3 protein-coding genes are annotated in these 19,791 nt (G+C 60.2%); all 3 read right to left on the minus strand.

Annotation, left to right across the window (positions count from 1 at the left end; translation table 11 throughout):
- Positions 1-15 precede the first annotated feature (15 nt).
- Positions 16-1,191 (minus strand): HlyD family type I secretion periplasmic adaptor subunit, encoded by a 1,176-nt coding sequence (locus ACE38U_RS19830; protein ID WP_038472078.1) that lies wholly within the window; start codon positions 1,189-1,191, stop codon positions 16-18.
- On the minus strand, positions 1,188-3,365 hold the full coding sequence (locus ACE38U_RS19835; protein ID WP_375530399.1) for a type I secretion system permease/ATPase: 2,178 nt from the start codon (positions 3,363-3,365) through the stop codon (positions 1,188-1,190). The genes ACE38U_RS19830 and ACE38U_RS19835 overlap by 4 nt, the downstream gene beginning before the upstream one ends.
- Before the next feature lie 139 nt (positions 3,366-3,504).
- Positions 3,505-19,749, minus strand: a complete 16,245-nt coding sequence (locus tag ACE38U_RS19840; RefSeq protein WP_375530400.1) for an Ig-like domain-containing protein — start codon at positions 19,747-19,749, stop codon at positions 3,505-3,507.
- Positions 19,750-19,791: the final 42 nt, after the last annotated feature.

Below are 19,791 nucleotides of genomic sequence, written 5' to 3' on the forward strand. Positions count from 1 at the left end.
TTCGCCGGCTTTTTTTTATCTTTCTCGCAGCGCTTCGCTGGCTTTATTCAACGGTTTCAACAGGTAATCGAGTACCGATTTACTGCCGGTTTTAATGTCCACGGTTGCAATCATGCCGGGGAAGATGGGGAACGATTTTCCCTCCCGGTTTTCCAGCTGGCTGGCATCGGTACGGATGTAGACCCGGTAGTAGTAAACGTCACGCTTCACCTCATCCTGCAGCGTATCCGGCGAAATGGTGGTCACCACCCCTTTCAGCCCGCCATAGATGGAATAGTCGTAGGCGGTAATTTTCACCAACGCCTTTTGCCCTGGGTGAATAAAGGCGACGTCGCGCGGCGAGATTTTTGCTTCAATCAGCATCTGGTCATCCAGCGGTACCAGCGTCATCAGCTTGCCGTTAGGAGGAATCACCCCGCCCACGGTGGTGACCTCAATGCCTTTCACAATCGCCCGCACCGGTGAGGTAAACTTCAGGCGCGTCAGCGAGTCTGTCCGCCCCCGCATCACCGAGCGCTGAGTTTCAATTTCCTCGTTGGTTTTTGCCAGTTCTTCACGAGCGCGCACGTAGTACTGGTTTTGCATTTCGGTGATTTTGTTTTCCAGCTCATTTTTTTGCCGCTGCAGGCGCAGAACTTCCACGCTGCTGGCGGCACCCTGCTTGACCAGCGGCTGGGTCATCGCCAGTTCGCGCTGCACCAGCGAGACGGCCTCACGCAGCCCGGCGACGCCTTTTTCAAGGCTGCTACGGCGTGATTCGTAGAGCGCCGTCTCCTGGCGCACGAGGTCGCTATCGCCGGCCAGCATGTCGGGGAAGACCAGCGCCGTAGCGCCGACTTCGGCCTTCAGGCGTGCGGCGGTGGCCATCGCAGCGTGGAGGCGAGATTCACTTTCCTGCACGCCGGACTCGGTTTTCGTGCGGTCAAGCTGCGCCAGCACCTGGCCCCGCTCAACGATGTCCCCCTCATGAACGTCCAGCTTGTAGAGGATCCCGCCCTCGAGGGACTGAATAACCTGCTCCCGTGACGACGGCACAACTTTCCCCGAGCCGGTCGTAACCTCATCCAGGCTAAAGAAATTAGCCCAAAGCACAAAAACCAGCAGCATCAGCCCCAGCGCCCAGGCTACCAGGCTCGATCGCGGCAGCGCAGGCTCTTTCAGGCGGCTGTTATAGCGTGTGATGTCGTTCATCCCTGCACCTCCGGCCCGATGTCAGGCTTAAGCGTCGCCGTCCTACGCGGGGCGGCTTTATTCTCCATCCCGTGCAGCTGTAAAATTTTGTCTCGTGGGCCGTCCATGACAATGCGGCCGTTATCCAGCACGATGATTCGGTCTACCAGCTGCAGGATGGGCATCCGGTGCGTGGCGACCACCAGCGTGCGGTTGCCCAGCCACGGAGCCAGGTTAGCGATGAGCTGCTGCTCGCTGATTTCATCCAGCCAGGCCGTCGGCTCATCCAGCAGCAGGATCTGCGGTTGCAGGATGAGGGTTCGCGCCAGCAGCAATGCCTGCCGCTGGCCGCCGGACAGGCCTGCGCCCCCTTCGGTAATCAGATAGTTGAGGCCGTTTTTCTGCTTCTGAACAAAGCCCAGCGCGCCGCTAAGCGCCAGGGCGCGGTGGATCTCTTCGTCACTTGCCAGCGGACGGCCCATGGTCAGGTTGTCGCGGATCGAGCCGAAGAATAACCGAGCCTGCTGGCTGAGCAGGGTCATATCACGACGCAGATCGGCGGTGTCGAGCTGGCCGAGGCTGATATCATCCAGCAGGATCTGCCCGTGCTGCGGCGTTTGCATCCCCGCCAGCAGCTGTAAGAGCGTGCTTTTGCCGGAGCCGTTCCGTCCCAGCACCGCGATTTTCTCCCCGGCGGTGATGGTCAGCCGCGCAATGTCCAGGTCGTTAACCTTTTCTTCTTCGTCGTAGTAAAACGCCGCATAGTTAAACTGGTAGTTCCCCTGCAAATGCGCTTTATGCACTTTTTTGCCCTGCTCCGGATCGTCCAGCGGGCGCTGCATCAGGTCGTCCAGCCCTTTACGCGCCACCTTCGCCTGCTGCCAGCGCGATAGCACACCGGATATCTGCGCCAGCGGAGCAATGGTGCGGGAAGCCAGAATGGAGGTACCAACCAGCGCCCCGGTGGTCATATCGCCGTTAATCACCAGGTAACACCCTACCAGCAGCACCACGGCGTAGACGATAGACTGAACTTCCTGGGTCCAGGTCATCAGCAGGCTGGTCAGCCAACGCTGCTTCATGCCAACCCCGGCCGCCACGTCGTTGGTGTTATTCCACTGGTTCTGGAACCGCTGCTCGGCGCGCAGCAGTTTGATGTCTTCGATGGACTGAACGGCCTCCACCAGCGTGGCGTTGCGGATGGCCGACTCACGCATGCCCTCGTTCGAGAGGTGCGCCAACGGACGCTGCACCAGCAGGCCGGGGATCAGCAGCAGAGGGATCGCCAGCAGCACCACAAACACCAGCGGGCCGCCAATCAGCCAGAGAATAAAGACAAACAGCAGGAAGAACGGAATGTCCGACACCGTGCCGATGGTGGTGGAGGTGATAAGCTCGCGAACCGACTCCAGCTCGCGAATCTGCGAGATAAACGAGCCGGTTGATTTAGGCCGTGCGCTGTTTTTAATGCGCAATGCCCTGGAGAAAACCCGGTCGGAAATGCGCAAATCGGCCCGCTTGCCGACCACGTCGGCTATGTGGACGCGCAGCATACGCATGGTAAATTCAAAGAGAATCGCCAGCATCACGCCGCCAAACAGTACCCACAGCGTGGGGACAGATTGTGAAGGCACCACCCGGTCATACACCTGCATGGAGAAGATCATCCCCGCCAGCGCCAGCACGTTAGCCGCCATCGCCACCAGCATGATGTCGCCGTAGCGTTTCCAGTCTTTCAGCGCCAGCGTCCAGAACCAGTTTTTTTGGTACGGCTTGACGTAGTCGTCTACTCGCGCGTCGGGGATAGAGTTCAGCGGGCGCAGCAAAAACAGGCCTTTCAGCCTCTGCGACAGCGCTTCACGGCTGACCACGGTTTCCAGGCCGCCGTCGCCGCTAAGCTGTATGCTGAGCTGCCCGTGCTTATCCATGTGGGTCAGCACCGCCATCTGGCCGTCATTAAGCTCCGCGACCAGCGGCAAACGCCAAGGATCGATAAGCGTGACATCCGCCGGGACGCTGCGCAGGGCTAATCCAAGCTGACGAGCCATATCTTCCAGCACCAGATGATGGGGACTTTGGCTTTCCTGGTTAACCACCACGCGCACGTGCTCTTCCGAGAAGTCCAGCCGATAGTGGCGCGCTACGGCCAGCATGGCCTGCAGCCAGGGTTCATAGCGGGTATGCGTTGAAGTCATCGTGTCTCACGTCCTGCGAAAGTGGCAAAAAGCGCCGGTGTTGCCCTTTCTGCGGCTTGTTTCATAAACATGTTTTATACCGGGTAATAAAGATAAGCGGCCAGAATGCCGCCGGACTTAAAGCCCGGCGGCACTAACGTTAAATAACCACCAGCTGGTGGTTCGCCAGCAGCGTGGCGAGGTCTGTCTGTACCCCGTTCAGCGTCACCACGGTGGTTGGGTCAAAGACGCCGCCCTTACCGTCGCGGTCAATCTGAATCTCGGTGCTGCTGCCGTTTTGTACCACTTTGATGTAGTCGCCGATGTTGCCTGCCCCGGCACCCAGCTGTGCGACACCATTGATGTAGTGTGCGGAAGCATCTCCGGCGTAACCGCTGCCCTGCAGCAGCTCGCGCAGGTCAATGCGGTCGCTGTCTGCGGTGCCTTCCCAGGTCCCGACGCTGAAGCCATTGACGACGTCATGGCCGTTACCGCCGGTGGCATCCGACCCGTTCAGCAGCTTGTAGAGCAGCGTATCGTGCCCGCCGCTGCCGATGTTGAAGGTGTCGTTACCGCCGCCGCCTTCGAAGGTGTTATTCCCGCTATTGCCGGTAATCACATCGTCATGGCTGGAGCCGACGATCCCTTCGATATTGCTAAAGGTGGCGGTATTAAACCCGGTGTTCTGCGCCCCGGTTTTACCCAAATCGACGGTGACGCCCACGCTCGAGTTACGGAAATCAACCACATCCATTCCACCCGTCGAGCTCCAGGTCTGGTGTTCGGAAGACGTTTCCCAGCCGCCGCCGCCGTTGTAGACATAAGTGCCCTGCTCGGCGATAAACGTATCGTTGTAGCCGGTGCCGGTGAGCGTGCCTCCGTGTACGCCGGTCGCGGCATCTGCCGTCAGGGCATAGCTTTCTCTGCCATCGCCAGCGGTGAGTCCATTCCAGGTCGTGTTGCTGGAGACGCCGTTGATCGCCCGCACCAGCTCGGCATGGTAGGTTTCATTCGGGTTGAGGCCGTAGAAGCTCACCAGCGCCGAAGCGTCGTTGATGCCGATCCCCGACTGGGCGTTAATCACCTGGCTTGCCACCAGTTCACCCGCCGCGTTATAGAGCTTCACCGTGTTGCCGAAGAACACGTTAATGCCCTGGCTGTCGACAATTTTCAGGTGAATCGCCGTGCCCGGTGCCACGGCGTTGGTGTTCCGCTCCAGCGTCACGCTGCCGTTTTGGCGGAAGATCAGCAGGTCCTGCGCGCCGTCCCAGTCGTAGTCGACCAGCGCCGCGCCGGAGACCTGGCTGGTGGTCGCCGAGCCGAACTTCGACGAGGTGAAGCTTGCCACGCCCTTCAGCCCGTCGTTGGTGTACATATACGACTGCCCGCTGTTGGCCAGCTTGATGATGTCCATCCGGCCGTCCATGTTCCAGTCCACCGCCACGCTGACCGTACCGTTGTACTTCTCGGTGCCAACCGCCGTGCCGGCTAGCAGATTGCCTTTGCCGTCGTTCGTCATCAGCAGGCCGCCGGTGCCTGCCCGTGACATCCCCATGTAGAGGTCCATGTAGCCGTCACCGTCGAAGTCAGCCCAGGTCATGCTCACCGAGTTGTTGGCGGCGGCAGAACCCGTTGCGCTGTACATGGTGTTGATGAAGTTCTGGCCCCAGGTAAAGGTGCCATCACCTTTGTTAAACATGGTGGACAGCGCATAGTAGTTGTTGCCGTTGGTGGTGTGCTGAGCAATATCCACCATGCCGTCGTTGTTCAAATCCACGCCTGAAGCTTCAATCAGGCTGTTGTAGTTGCCGACTTTAGCCCCGGAGACAAAGTTGATGTACGTTCCGGCGCCGGAGGTCCCTACCAGCTTGCCGGCGTTGTTATTCACAAAGGTGCTGGAGTCCGGCCCGCCAGCATCGCCCATCACAAAGTCGACGTAGCCGTCACCCTGGAAGTCAATGGCCACGACGGCGCCATACCACAACAGCGCGCCGACCGAGGCGCTGCTGCCGGGGCTGGTTGAGGTGTAGGTTCCATCCCCGTTGTTCATCAACTGGGCGATGTAGCTGTAGTTGGTGCTTTCCACCAGCATATCCGCGTGGCCGTCGCGGTTGATGTCCGCATAGGCACCGGTGGTGTAGCTCCCGTTCATCGTGAAGTTTCCGCTCACTTTGTAAGTGTTGCGGTCGCTCGAGGTGGCGAACTGCTGGTTGCTGGCAAACGTCCACATGCCGTTTTCGTCGAGCATAAAGCTGGCGGCAATGGCGTTGGTGGCGCTGGTAAAGGACCAGGCTGGCGACATCGACGCTTCTGCACCTACCACCACCGTGCCGTGCGTGACATCTACGCTGTTGCCGTTGCCCGCGCTGCTTTTTACCTGCGCCGTAACGTCATAGCTCTTTAACGAAAGCACATCGGCGTCCGGGATTTGCAGATACCAGGTGTTAGAAGAAGGATCGACCACCACCGCACCGCCGCGATCGGAGGTGTAGGTCTTGCCGTTCACCGTCACCACCACGAACTCGCCGTGCACCAGGCTTGCATCCACGCTGCCGGTGATAATTGGCGTGGTGTCAGTGGTGTTTAAACCGTCAACCAGCGCTTTGGTGGTCGGCACCGAGGTGTCGACCGTCAGGCTAAAGTCGTTAGATTCGGTGTAGTTCCCCGCTTTGTCCGTCACTCGCAGAACGTAATGATAGTTTCCGTCCAGCAGGCCGGAGTCCGCGAACGTCCAGTTGGTGCCGCCGGTGATGGTCACTTTGCCCACCAGCACGCCGTCGCGGAAGATCTGTGCGATTTCGCCGTCGGCCAGCGCCTGGTTCAGCGTGCCGTTTAGCACCGGCGAGGTGTCGTCGGTAGAATAGCTGCTGTCGAAATTACCGGTACGTTCGCCGTCGTTGTCGGTATAGCTGACGATGCTCCCCACGGTGTCCGGAGCCACGGTGTCAACGGTTACCAGCTGGTTTGCGGTTGATCCGACGTTTCCGGCCTGGTCGACAATGCGAACCTGGTAGACATAGTCGCCATCGGCCAGGGTGCGGCCATCAACGTAGTGCCAGGCGGTCCCGTTCACCACGGCATCGACCCAGGTTTTACCGCCGTCGAGGCTTACCTGTACGCGCTCATCGCTCGCCAGCGCATGGCCGAGCGTGCCGTTCAGCGTCAGCGTGGTATCCATGGTGATAAAGTCGCTGGCGCTCTGCCCGGTATCGTCAGAGATACCGTCAATGGTGATGCCATAGTTTGGCGCGACGGTATCCACCGTCACCGTCTGGCTGGTGGTTGCGCCCACGTTTCCGGCAAGGTCGACGACGCGAACCTGCCAGGTATGGTCGCCGTCCGCCAGCTGGCGTCCGTCGGTATAGCTCCAGCTGGTGCCGTTCACCGAGGTGGCGTAAACCCAACTGACTCCGCCGTCGAAGCTAATCTGGACGAATTCATTGTTGCCGAGCGCCGTCCCCAGCGAACCGTTCAGCGTCAGCGTATTATCGTTGGTGATAAAATCGCTGTTGCTGAAGCCGCTGTCGGTGGTGATGCTGTCGACGGTCACGGTGATGGACGCGTCCGGCGGCGTGGTATCCACAGTGACGTTCTTAGAGGCGCTTTGCCCAACGTTACCGGCATCGTCAACCACGCGAACCAGGTACTGATAAGTGCCATCGCTGAGGGTTCTGCCGTCGTTGAAGTACCAGGTTGTGCCAACCGTGACTACCGTCTGCCAGGTCTTCCCGCCGTCCAGGCTTATCTGCACGTATTCCCCCGCCAGCAGCGACGCGCCCAGCGAACCGTTCACCGTCAGCGAGGTATCGCTGGTGACAAAGTCAGTGCTGCTCAGCCCCGTATCGTTGCTGATGCTGTCAATCGAGACGGTTTTACTCGCGTCCGGTGCCACGGTATCTACCGTTACCAGCTGGCTGGTGGTTGCACCGACATTGCCCGCCTCGTCGACAACGCGCAGCTGATAGAGATAATCACCGTCTGCCAGCGTACGCTTATCAATGTAGCTCCACGTGGTACCGCTAATACTCACGTCAATCCAGGTTTTCCCACCGTCAATGCTGATTTGGGCGTGTTCGCCCGCCGCCAGCGGAGCGCCGAGCTTGCCGCTGAGGGTCAGGGTATTGTCGTTGGTAATAAAGTCGTGCGCGTCCAAACCTGTATCCTGGCTAATAGCTTCGACAGTAATGGTCTTACTGGCGTCCGGCGCCACGGTATCGATGGTCACATTCTGCGTTGCCGTCGAGCCAACGTTGCCCGCATTGTCGATGACGCGCACGTTATAGGTCACGATGCCGTCCGGCAGAGTGCGCCCGTCGGCATAGCTCCATGATTTGCCGTTAACCACCAGATCAATCCAGCTTGCCCCACCGTCAAAGCTAATTTGCGCCTTCTCATTGTTACCCAGCGCCCCGCTCAGGGAACCTTTTACGACGACCTTGTTGTCGGCGGTAATAAAGTCGCTGGCGCTCAGCCCGGTATCGTTTTGCAGCGAGTCAATGGTGATGGTCATCTGCGGTGGCGTGGTATCCACCGTGATGGTACGGTCGGCCCCCGCACTGTTGCCGATGCTGTTGCTGACGCTGGCGTGAATAACGTATGCGTCGCCGTCCGCCAGGGCGGATACCGCGCTGCTGCCAAGGGTGTAGCTCCAGGTCCCGTCGCCGTTCACCGTCGTGGTGTATTTCTGCCCGTTCAGCGTAATGGTCACGGTTTGCCCCGCAGGAGCATTGGTGACTCCGCTCAGCACCAGCGGCGTGCCGTGCTCCGCCGCGCTGACGATATCGTCCCCGGCAAAGGTGTTAATGCTGATGGTAGGCACTTCACCGCTCAGGGTGACCTGCTTGTCCGCGCTGCTGCCGTTGCCCGCTTTATCGCTGACGCTCGCAGAGATTTGATAGCTGCCGTCCGCCGCGCCCAGGAAATCCTGAGCAGGCACGGTCACAGACCAGGTCCCGGTATCGCTAACCACCGCCTTGTAAGCGTGATTATTGAAGGTCACGGTAATCGTCTGCCCAGGCTGGGCGCTGGTCGTCCCGCTGATAACCTGGCCTGCCTGCTGCTCGGCGCTGTTGATGATGTCGTCCCCGGCCACCTTGTCGAAGGTGATGGTCGGCGCGGTCGTGTCCACCGTCAAAGTACGGTCCGCGCTGCCCGGGTTCCCGGCTTTGTCACTCACTGCGGCATGAACGGAGAAGTCGCCGTCAGCGAGCTTTGCCAAATCTTCAGCGGCCACGGTGAGGCTCCAGGAGCCATCTGCCTGAACCGTGGCTTCATAGCTTTCGCTGCCCAGCTTAACGGTGACTTTTTGCCCGGCTTCTGCGCTGCTGGTGCCGCGAATCGTTAACGGCTGCTGCTGTTCGGTCGCGTTGATCACGTTGTCGCCGGAGATGTCGGCAATGGTGACTATCGGCGCAGCTGTGTCGACGCTGATATTGTGGGTCGCCGACGTCGCGTTATTCGCGCTGTCTGTCGCCGAGGCCATCACCGTGTAGCCGCTGCCGTGCGCCAGATTCTGCACCTGGTTTGCCGGGACGGTTAAGCTCCAGCCGCCGCCCTGCTGAATAGTGGCGCTGTACTGAATGCCGTTTAACGTGACCGTGACCTGAGTGCCCACGGCCAGCTCGGTGCTGCCGCCGCTAATCACCAGATCCTGCTGAGCTTCCGCAGCGTTAATCACGTCATCCTGGCTAATGGTGTCGATGGTCAGCCCGATGCGGGCGGCGTTAACCTCAACCGTGTGGGAGTTCGTTCCCTCGTTTCCGGCGCTGTCGGTCAGCGTGGCGGTAATCGTCGCCGTGCCGTTTTTCAGCGCTGAAACCGCCGAGGCCGGCACGCCCACGCTCCAGTTGCCGTTGGCATCCACCTGAGTAACGTACTGAATCCCGTCGAGGGTGATGACGATTTTGTTCCCTGCCGCCGCGCCAGTGCTTGAGCCAGAGATAATTTGCGCCTGAGCGTGCTCTTCAAGGTTGATGATGTCGTCACCCGCCACGACGTTAAAGCTGACGGTCGGCGCGGTGGTGTCCAGCGTCATGTTCTGGCTGCCGGTGGTTTTGTTGCCTGCCGCATCGCTGACGTCAACTTTTACCGCATACTGGTTATCCGCCAGCGCGCCCAGGGCGGTTGAATCAAGCGTAATGCTCCAGGTGCCGTCCGCTTTCACTACGCCGGTGTAGGTTTTTCCGTCCAGGGTCAGGGTAACCGTCTGCCCGGCCTCCGCATTTGACGTCCCGGTAACGGTCACGCCTGCGCCTGCTTCTGCAGCGTTAATCACGTTGTCCGTGGCGATCGGGTCGATAGTCAGCCCCGGTGCCGTGGCGTCAACGCTGAACTCACGCTCCGCGCTGGCGCCGTTCCCGTTCACGTTAGTGACGCTAACTTTCACCGTCGCATCGCCGTCCCTCAGTCCGGCCATATCGCTTGCCGGCACGCTGTAGTGCCAGCTGCCGTCGGACTCAACCTGGGCCGTGTAGGTGTGGCCGCCGAAGATAATCGTGACGGTTTGCCCCGCCTCAACGTTTTGGGTTTTACCGGAAAGCACCAGGTCTGCCCCTTTCTCGGCGGCATTAAGCACGTTATCTGCGGTGATAGCTTCAACGCTGACCGCGACCGGAGTGAGATCGACCGTCACGGAGCGATCGATAGAGATCGGATTGCCCGAGCTGCTGCTGCCCGCCGCCGTCACGGTGATATTACCCGCTGCCCACAGGCCGACATCTTGCGCCGGAAGGGCTGCCGACCATGTGCCGCTCGCGCTAACCGTCGCCAGGTAGTTCTTGCCGTTAATGGTGACGGTGACGGTGCTGCCTTCGTTCATGCCGCTGGCGCTGCCGCTGATAATCAGGTTCTGATTGTGCTCGATGGCGTTGACGACGTCATCGCCGGCCACGGTGTTGATGCGGATGCCCGGCAGGCTGGCGTCAATCGTAAACTCACGGTCTGCCGTGCCGCTGTTGCCGTGGCCGTTGGTGACCGAAGCCGTGACGGTTAATTTTCCGTTACCCAGGGCGCTCAGCACGTCGGCCGGCAGGTCGAGGCTCCAGCTCAAATCACTCTGCACCGTCGCGGTGTAGGTTTTCCCACCCAGTTTTATAGTGACAGTGTCACCTACGGCGGCATTGCTGACTTTTCCGCTCAGGGTCTGGCCTGCCGCGATTTCCGCAGCATTAAGGACGTTGTCTGCGGTAACCGGGTTAATCGTGACGCCCGGGGCGGCAGTGTCCACCAGCAGATTAGCGTTGGCGCTGGCGCTGTTGCCGATAGCGCTGGTTGCGGTGGCTGTCAGCGTATAGTTTGCTTCACCCAGTCCGGCCAGGTCGCCCGGCTGAACGTCCACGCGCCAGTTGCCGCTGGCGTCGGTGGTGGCGGTGTAGTTTTTGCCGTTCAGGGTGACGATGACGGCGGTGCCCGGCGCCAGATTAGCGCTGGTGCCGCTCAGCGTCAGTACTTCGCCTTTTTCAATGGCGTTCAGCACGTTATCGCCGCTGATAGCATTGAAGTTTAGCGACGGCAGGCCGGTATTAACCGTCACTTCATGGCTGCCGCTGCCGGTATTGCCGGCGCTGTCCGTCAGGCTGGCGTTGATGGTGACTTTACCGTCCGCAAGCTGGCTTACCACGCCGGCCGGGACGCCGATGCTCCAGTTGCCCGCCGCATCCACGGTGGTGGTCCAGCTGTTTGCGCCAATAGTCACGGTGATTTTATCCCCGGCAGCAGCGCCGCGGCTGGAACCGGAGATAATCTGTGCCTGCCCGTGTTCGGCGAGGTTAATCACGTCGTCGCCGGCGACCACGCCAAACGAAATGGACGGCACGGTGACGTCCACGCTCAGGTTATGGCTCGCGGAGGATCCGTTGCCTGCGGCATCGCTGACGCTGGCTTCAACGGTATACACGCCGTCGCCAAGCGCGGAGGCTTTGTCAACCGGAACGGTTACGCTCCAGCTGCTGTCGGCCTGCACGGTGCCGGTATAAGTTTCATTGTTCAGCTTCACGGTCACGGTCTGGCCCGGCTCCGCGTCGCTGGTGCCGGTAATCACCAGCGGCTGCCCGGCCTCGGCGGCATTGAGCACGTTATCCCCGGCGAGGGTGTTGATTTGCAGAGTCGGGGCTGCGGTATCCACGCTGATTTCACGCCCGGCCGATGCCCCGTTGCCGCTCACGTTAGCGACGCTGACTTCCACGGAAGTTTCGCCGTCTTTCAGCCCCTGCATATCATTAGCCGGGACGGTGAATTTCCAGCTGCCGTCGCTCTCTACCTGAGTGGTGTAGGTGTGCCCCGCAAAGGTAATGGTGATTGTCTGCCCGGCTTCCACATTCTGTGTTACCCCGGAGAGCAATAAATCAGCGCCTTTCTCGGCGGCGTTCAGCACGTCGTCTCCGGCAATCTGGCCGATGGTTATCGCCACCGCGTTGAGATCTACATTGACGGTATGATCGATGGAGACTGGGTTACCTGAACTGCTGGTTCCGCCTGCAGAAACGGTGATATCTCCAGCCTGCCACTGGCTGACTTCGTTTCCTGGCACCACGGTCTGCCAGCTGCCGTCGGCCCGCACCGTTGCGGCATAGTCTTTACCGTTGATGGTTACGGTTACCGTGCTGCCTTCGTTCAGGCCGCTGCTGGTGCCGTTGATCACCAGGTTCAGGCCATGTTCAATGGCGTTGATAACGTCATCGCCCGCAATGGTATTAATCCGGATGCCCGGTAGTGCCGCATCGATGGTGACGTCGCGCGAACCGGTGCCGGTGTTACCCGCCCCGTCCGTCACGGAGGCGTTAATTTTAAGCGAGCCGTCGCCGAGCGCGGTCAGCACGTCCTTGCCAAGGGTCAGGCTCCAGGTAAGATCGCTTTGCACCTTAGCGGTGTAGTTCACGCCGCCAATGTTAATGGTCACGTCCGCCCCGGCCTGCACGCCGGTCACGCGCCCGGTAATCGTCTGACCAGCCGCCAGCTCTGCGGCATTGATAATGTCGTCGATCGCCACGGCATTGATGATAACGCCCGGCAGCGTAGAGGCGACTTCCAGGGTGCTGCTCTGGCTGCCAGCATTGCCCACGCCGTTGCTGGCGCTGACGGAAACATCATAGAAGGCCTCGCCAAGCTTGCCAACGTCGCCCGCTGGGACGGTAGTGGTCCATTTACCGTCGTCACCCACGGTGGCCGCATAGTTTTTACCGTTCAGATTCACCGTCACCGACGTCCCGGCAACAAGGCCGGTAGACGAGCCGCTAATTACCACATCCCCCGTTTTCTCATCGGCGTTGAGGATGTTATCCCCCGCAATGGTGTCGATGCTCAGGGTTGGCGCGACGGTATCCACCTTAAAGGTATGCGAAGCATCGCCGGTATTGCCCGCTTTGTCGGTAATAGACGCGGTCACCGTGTAAGTATTGTCGCCCAGCGCGCTGATATCAGCCCGCGGCACGCCCACGCTCCAGTTGCCGTTCGCGTCCACCACGCCGGTATAGCTTTTATTTCCCAGCGTGACGGTAACAATATCGCCAGCCTGCGCGCCGCTGCTGGTGCCGGAAATCACCTGCGCCTGGCCGTGCTCGGTCTGGTTAATAACATCGTCGGTAGCGATGGTGCCGATGGTCACTTTAGGCACGGTTACGTCTACAAGCACGTCGCGGCTGGCGCTGCCTGGGTTACCGGCGCGGTCTTCTACGCTTGCGGTAACGGTGATGTTACCGTCGACCAGCTTGCCGACGTCCGCTGCAGGTACGCTCAGGCTCCAGCTGCCGTCTGCTTTGACCGTTGCCTGATAGCTTTCGCCGTTCAGCTGGACGGTCACTGTCTGGCCCGCCTCTGCGGTGCTCGTTCCGCTGATAATCAGATCCTGCTTCGCCTCTGCGGCATTCAGCAGGTTATCCTGGCTGACTGGGTCAACGGTCAGCGCCGGGACAAGGCTGTCGACGCTGACGTTTTGCGCCGCTTCGGTGCTGTTGCCATTTTTGTTGGTGACGCTCACCTGCACGGCGGTGTCACCCTCTTTCAGGTTCACCATATCTGCCGCCGGAACGGTGTATTTCCAGCTGCCGTCCGCCTGAACCGTGGCGGTGTAAGTGTGCCCGGCAAAGGTAATGTTGACGGTCTGCCCCGGCTCTACATTTTGCGTCATGCCGGAGAGTTCGAGATTGGCGCCTTTTTCGGCGGCATTCAGCACGTTATCGCCGGTTATTGCGTTAATGCTGATGACCACTTCGCTGAGATCGACGGTCACCTGATGCTGGATAGCCACATCGTTGCCCGCGCCGCTGCTGCCCTTCACCTCAAGGGTGACGGCACCTTCAGCCCAACGGGCGACATCTTCCCCTGGTACGGCGGCCTGCCAGCTGCCGTCCGCGCGGACGGTTGCCGCATAGTCTTTGCCGTTGATCGTTACGGTCACCGCGCTGCCCGCGCTGAGGCCGGTGCTGGTGCCGTTGATAATCAGGTTCTGGTTATGTTCGATGGCGTTAATCACGTCGTCACCCGCGACGGTGTCCACGCGCAGCCCCGGCAGGTTCGCGTCGATAACGATATCCCGGCTGCCGCTGCCGGTGTTGCCGTGCCCGTTGGTCACAGAAGCGGTGATGGTCAACTCGCCGTTGCCCAGCGCGGTGAGGATTTCTTTGGAAACCGGCAGGCTCCAGCTCAAATCGTCCTGGACGGTCGCCTGATACAGCTTGCCGCCGAGATTAATAGTGACAATGTCACCTTTTATCGCCCCGGTGACGGTGCCGCTCAGCGTCTGGCCGCTGGCGATTTCCGTGACGTTGAGAATGTTGTCACCGGTGACGCTGTTGATAGTGACGGTCGGCAAGGCGCTATCGACCTGCACGTTGTGGCTGTCGCTGTTGCTATTGCCGTGGGCGTCGGTCACTGACGCGGTCACCGTGTAGTTAGCTTCGCCCAGCTTGCTGACGGCGGAAGCCGGGACCGTTGTGCTCCAGCTGCCGTCGGTTCCGGCCACGGCCTGATAATTAATCCCGTTCAGGGTGACGGTGATAAGGGTGCCCGCTGGCTGATTGCTGGTGCCTGAGAGCACCAGATCCTCGCCTTTTTCCGTCGCGTTAATGACGTCATCTACCGCGATAGTGGCAACCGTAATAACCGGCAGCGCGGTGTTGACGGTCAGGGCATGATCGACGCTGCCGCTGTTGCCTGCCGCATCGGTGACGCTGGCAGTAATGGTGTAGCTGCCGTCCGCGAGGCCATGAATGACCGACGCCGGGATACCGACATTCCAGTTGCCGTTAGCGTCCAGCGTGGTGGTGAAGGTGAACGACGTTCCCTGCCCGTTGGTCACCACGACGGTAACCACATCCCCTGCGGCCGCCCCGGTGCTGGTGCCGCTCACGGTATGAGCCTGGTTATGCTCGCTGGCGTTAATAGTGTCATCCCCGGCAACGGGGTCGATGGTCAGCTTCGGCTCGGTGATATCCACCAGCATGCCGCGATCGGCATTTGCCGGGTTACCGGCTTTGTCAGCGACAGACGCGCTGACGGTGATGATGCCGTCCTTGAGCGCGGCCAGGTCGTTAGCCGGCACGCTGACGCTCCAGCGGCCGTCAGGGCCGACCGTCGCGGTATAGTTGACGTTATTCAGCGTGACCGTCACTTCCTGCCCCGGCTCAGCGCTGCTGCTGCCGCTGACAATCAAAGGCTGTTTCGCCTCTGCGGCGTTAAGCAGGTTATTCCCGCTCAGCGGTTCGATAATTAACGCAGGCGCGCTGGCGTCCACGCCGTATTCCTGGGCGGCATTCGCCGGGTTGCCGTTAGCATTGCTGACGCTGACGGTCACCTGGGCATCCCCGTCCTTCAGCTTCGCCATATCGGCGGCAGGCACGGTGTAGCTCCAGCTTCCATCGTCATTGACGGTGGTGGTATAGCGATGCCCCGCAAACGTAATAGTAACGTTCTGGCCCGGCTCAACGTTGGTGGTGAGGCCGGAAAGTACCAGATCGGTGCCTTTTTCTGCCGCGTTCAGCACGTTATCCGCCGTGACGCTGTTTACGCTGATGGACACCGGCGCTAAATCGACATCGACGATACCGTCGATGCTGACCGGGTTTTTGGCGCTATCTTCTGCTTTAGCCGTTACCGTCAGTACTCCGTCAGGCCAGCCGTTGACATCCACGCCCGGTATCGCAGCGCTCCAGGTTCCATCGGCGTTAACCGTTGCCAGGTAGTCTTTGCCGTTCAGCGTGACGGTAACTACGCTGCCTGCGTTCAGACCGCTGCTGGTACCGCTGACGATCAGGTCCTGGCTATGCTCCGCCAGGTTGATAACATCGTCGCCCGCGATCGTATCGATGCGCAGGCCCGGCAGTTGGGCATCGATGGTAATGTCATGTTCCGTGCTGCCGGTGTTGCCCCGCCCGTTGGTGACGGAGGCGTGGACGGTAAGCTCGCCATCGCCCAGCGCGGTGAGCATTTCTTTGCTCAGCGGCAAATTCCAGCTCAGGTCGCTCTGTACGATAACGGTATAGCTTTTGCCGCCAAGAATAACGGTAACTTCATCGCCTGCCGCCGCGTTGATCACGCTGCCGCTGAGTACCTGCCCGGCGTTAACCTCCGCGAGGTTAATGATGTTATCGCCCGCGACGGTGTTAATGGTGATAATCGGCAGAGAACTGTCGACCAGCACGCTGTGGCTGGCAGAATTGCCGTTGCCGCTGGCGTCCGTGACGGAAGCGTTCACGGTATAGCTGGCTTCACCCAGCCTGGCGACGTCCAGCGCCGGGATCTTCACGCTCCACGCATTGCCGTTGACGACGGCCGCGTAGTCCACGCCGTTCAGATTGACGGTGATTTGCGTCCCGTCTGGCTGATTGCTGGTGCCGCTAATGGTGACTTCCGCGCTCTTTTCCGCCGCGTTAATCACATCATCCTGGGCGATGGCATTGATGGTGATTTGCGGCAGTCCGGTAGCAACGTCAAACGCCAGCGAGCTGCCGCCGACGTTGCCTGCTTTGTCCGTCACCACGACAGTTGCGGTGTATTTGCCGTCCGCCAGGCCGCTTATCACCTCTGCGGGCAGGCCAAGGCTCCAGTTGCCGCTGGCGTCCAGCACCGTTGAGTATTCCACGCCGTTAACGGTGATTTTCACGCTGTCGCCCACGGCGGCGCCGGTGGCCTTCCCGGACAATACCTGCGCCTGAGCATGCTCGGAGCGGTTAACGATGTTGTCGCCGGCGAAAGTATTGATGGTGACAACCGGCACGGTGGTATCGACCAGCATTCCGTGGCTGGTGCTGACCGGGTTGCCCGCTACGTCGCTGACGCTGGCGCTAACCGACCAGCTCCCGTCAGTCAGGTTAGCCAGGTCGGCAACCGGTACGGTAACGCTCCAGGTGCCGTCGGCCAGCACCAGTCCGGTGTAGCTTTGGTTGTTGAGGCTTACGGTGACCGTTTGTCCCGGCTGGGCGGTGCTGGTCCCGGTTATCACCAGATCCTGTGCCGCTTCGGCATGGTTAAGAATATTGTCGGCCGTGATGCTGTTCAGCGTGATGGCCGGGGGCTGGGTATCGACCAGCACTTCACGCGAGCCGCTGGCGCTGTTCCCGCTGACGTTGGTGACGCTGACGGAGACGTCGGCGCGGCCGTCAATCATGTCGCGCATATCCGCCGCCGGGACGGTATACGTCCAGTCCCCGTTTTCGTTAACGGTTGTGGTGTAGGTGTGCCCGGCAAACTTAATGACCACCGTTTGCCCGGCTTCCACGCCCAGGGTTTTTCCGCTCAGGGTGAGATCTGCAGCTTTTTCAACCGCGTTTAGCCTGTCGTCGCTGGTCACGCTGTTGATGGAGATAGCGACGGAGTTCAGGTCAACGTCCACCGGGCGGGAGGCCGCAACCGGATTACCTGATTCGTCGGCGGAGCTGGCAACCATCTCCAGCTTGCCGTTCGGCCAGCCAGCCAGATCGCCTGCCGGAATACCAATTTGCCAGCTTCCCGTGGCGCTCACTGCCGCCTGATAGTCCACGCCATTAATGCGCACGGTGATAATCGTGCCGGCATTGAGGTGCGTGCTGGTCCCCGTCACGGTCAGATCCTGATGCTGCTCGATGGCGTTAATCACATCATCGCCGGAGACGGTATTGATGCGCAGCCCCGGAAGCTGGGCGTTGATATTGATGTCACGGCTGCCGGAGCCGGTATTGCCGTGGCCGTTGGTCACGGAGGCGACGATTGAAACATCGCCGTCGCCCAGCGCCTGCAGGTCAGCCGCAGGAACAGTGGTGCTCCAGGTCAAATCGCTTTGTACGGTGGCGGTGTAGTTTTGACCGCCAATGTTAATGGTGACGGTGTCGCCCTGATGCGCCCCGGTGACGCGCCCGCTCAGCGTCTGATCGTTAGCGATTTCGCTGTTATTAACGCGGTTATCGCCCGCAAAAGTGGACACAATAACCGTTGGCAGGGCCGTATCTACCTGCAGCGTGGCCGTTGCCGTCCCGGTATTGCCGGTGGTATCCGTGCCGCTCACGCTAAGCGTGTAGGTAGTGTCCCCTAGCTTAACCACGTCGCTGACAGGAACCTGCACCTGCCAGACGCCGCCCTGAACTTGCGCGGTATAATTTACGCTATTCAGCGTCACGGTGACGGTGCTGCCGTCCGGCAAATTGCTGGTGCCGCTTAGGGTTAAAGGCTGGGCCGCTTCAATGGCGTTCAGCACGTTGTCCTGGCTAATCGCGTTGAAAGCCACGTTCGGCGGGGTGGAGCTGACGGTGATGTCGTGCGTGGTGGAGCCCGTATTGCCGGCGGCATCGGTAATGGCCACGGTAATGGTGTTCTGGCCTTCCGGCAGCGAAGAGATAACCTCTTTAGGCACGCCGATGCTCCAGCTGCCGTTCGCCTGCACGGTGGTTTGGTAGGTTTCGCCCCCAATGGAAACGGTGATTTTATCGCCTGGCGCTGCGCCACGGCTGGTGCCGGAAATAACCTGCGCCTGCCCTTGTTCGCTGACGCTGAGAATATCATCCCCGGCCACGGTATTGACGCTGGCTTCCGGCGGTGTGGTGTCCACCAGCAGGGAAGAGGTTGTCGTCGTAGCGTTGCCCGCTTTGTCGCTGACGCTGAGGTTCAGCGTGTAGCTGTTGTCCGCCATAGCCTGCACGTCGGCCGCCGGAACCTCCATGCTCCAGCTGCCGTCTGCGCCCACGGTCGCGGTATAGGTTTTGCCGTTCAGCTTAAGGGTGACCACCTGTCCGGCTTCGGCGTCGGTTTTACCGCTGACGGTGACCGCCGCGTTATATTCAGCGGCGTTGATAATGTTGTCGCCCGCGAGGGTGTCCAGCGTCAGAGTCGGGGCTTTGGTGTCTACTACCAGCGTTTCACTGGCAGAAATATTATTGCCCGCAGCGTCTTTGCCGCTGACGGCCACCGTCCAGCTGCCGTCGGCCAGGTTTTTAGCCTCGGCTGCCGGCACGGTTACGCTCCAGCTGCCGTCGCTGCCCACGGTAGTCGTATAGGTTTTGCCGTTCAGGGTGATGGCTAACGGCGTGCCGTTCGCCAGCTCTTTTGCGCTGCCGCTGATGACGACGTCATTTGCCTGCTCCGCCGCGTTGAGCATATTGTCGCCTGCGATCGTCGCGACGGTCAGTGAGGCCTGGGCGGTGACGACGTTGAGGGTTATCTCCCCGGCGGAGGTGATTTTATTGCCGTCAATTTGCACCACGCTGTAGGTGTGCGTGCCGTCCGGCTGCTCGCTCAGCAGAACCTTCCAGCTGCCGTTGCCGTCGACCATGGTGCTGGCAATGGTGTTGCCATTACCGTCTTTAACCTGAATCGTGGCGCCCGGCTGCCCGGAACCGCTGAAGGTTGGCGTTGAATCATCGGTAACCGCGTTGCTGCTCAACAGCCCTTTGCTGTCACCTTTGTTGTCGGTGACCGTAAAAGTCGGCCGGGCGCTTTCCACCTCGTTGGTGTTGTCGATAACTTCGGTGTGTGACTTGCCGCCGCCGTGTGCCAGCAGTGCGCCAATGCCCACCCCGCCCGCCACGGCACCGGCAACCCAGCCCCACGGCATGTCGCTCAGCAGCGAGCCGTCCATGAACGGCTCGATGGATTCGATCGGCACTGCGGTAGCGGTTAATTCAGTGCCCTGCGTCCCTACGGCCGCGCCCGCTTCGTCAAAAGTGATATGGGTCAGTTCTTTCCCGTCATCAAACACCAACTCTGAGTGGTGCCCCGCCCGCCCTTCTTCCTCCACGAAATAGCCGTTACAGCGAATGACGCTGCCGTCTTTCATGTACACCAGCAGATCGTTGCCCTGACGCACATAGTGCGCCACGTCTTTGGCACTGCCGTGAATCTGAATGATGGAGGGGGAAGAGAGCGAAACAGAGAGATTCCCGTCGCCGGTTACCAGGGTTTTCTCTGCATCTTTACGGGAAATAACGTCCAGAATCTTATTCATAGCACTTCTCCTTAAATATGCCGAAACGAGGCATATGTTCTT

The organism is Cedecea selenatireducens (assembly GCF_042138895.1).
GTDB lineage: Bacteria > Pseudomonadota > Gammaproteobacteria > Enterobacterales > Enterobacteriaceae > Cedecea > Cedecea selenatireducens.

What these genes read in the sequence shown, in the direction of transcription:
- ACE38U_RS19835 (WP_375530399.1), bottom strand. Translation starts at nt 3,365, where the DNA reads ATGACTTCAACGCATACCCGCTATGAACCCTGGCTGCAGGCCATGCTG.
- ACE38U_RS19830 (WP_038472078.1), bottom strand. Translation starts at nt 1,191, where the DNA reads ATGAACGACATCACACGCTATAACAGCCGCCTGAAAGAGCCTGCGCTG.
- ACE38U_RS19840 (WP_375530400.1), bottom strand. Translation starts at nt 19,749, where the DNA reads ATGAATAAGATTCTGGACGTTATTTCCCGTAAAGATGCAGAGAAAACC.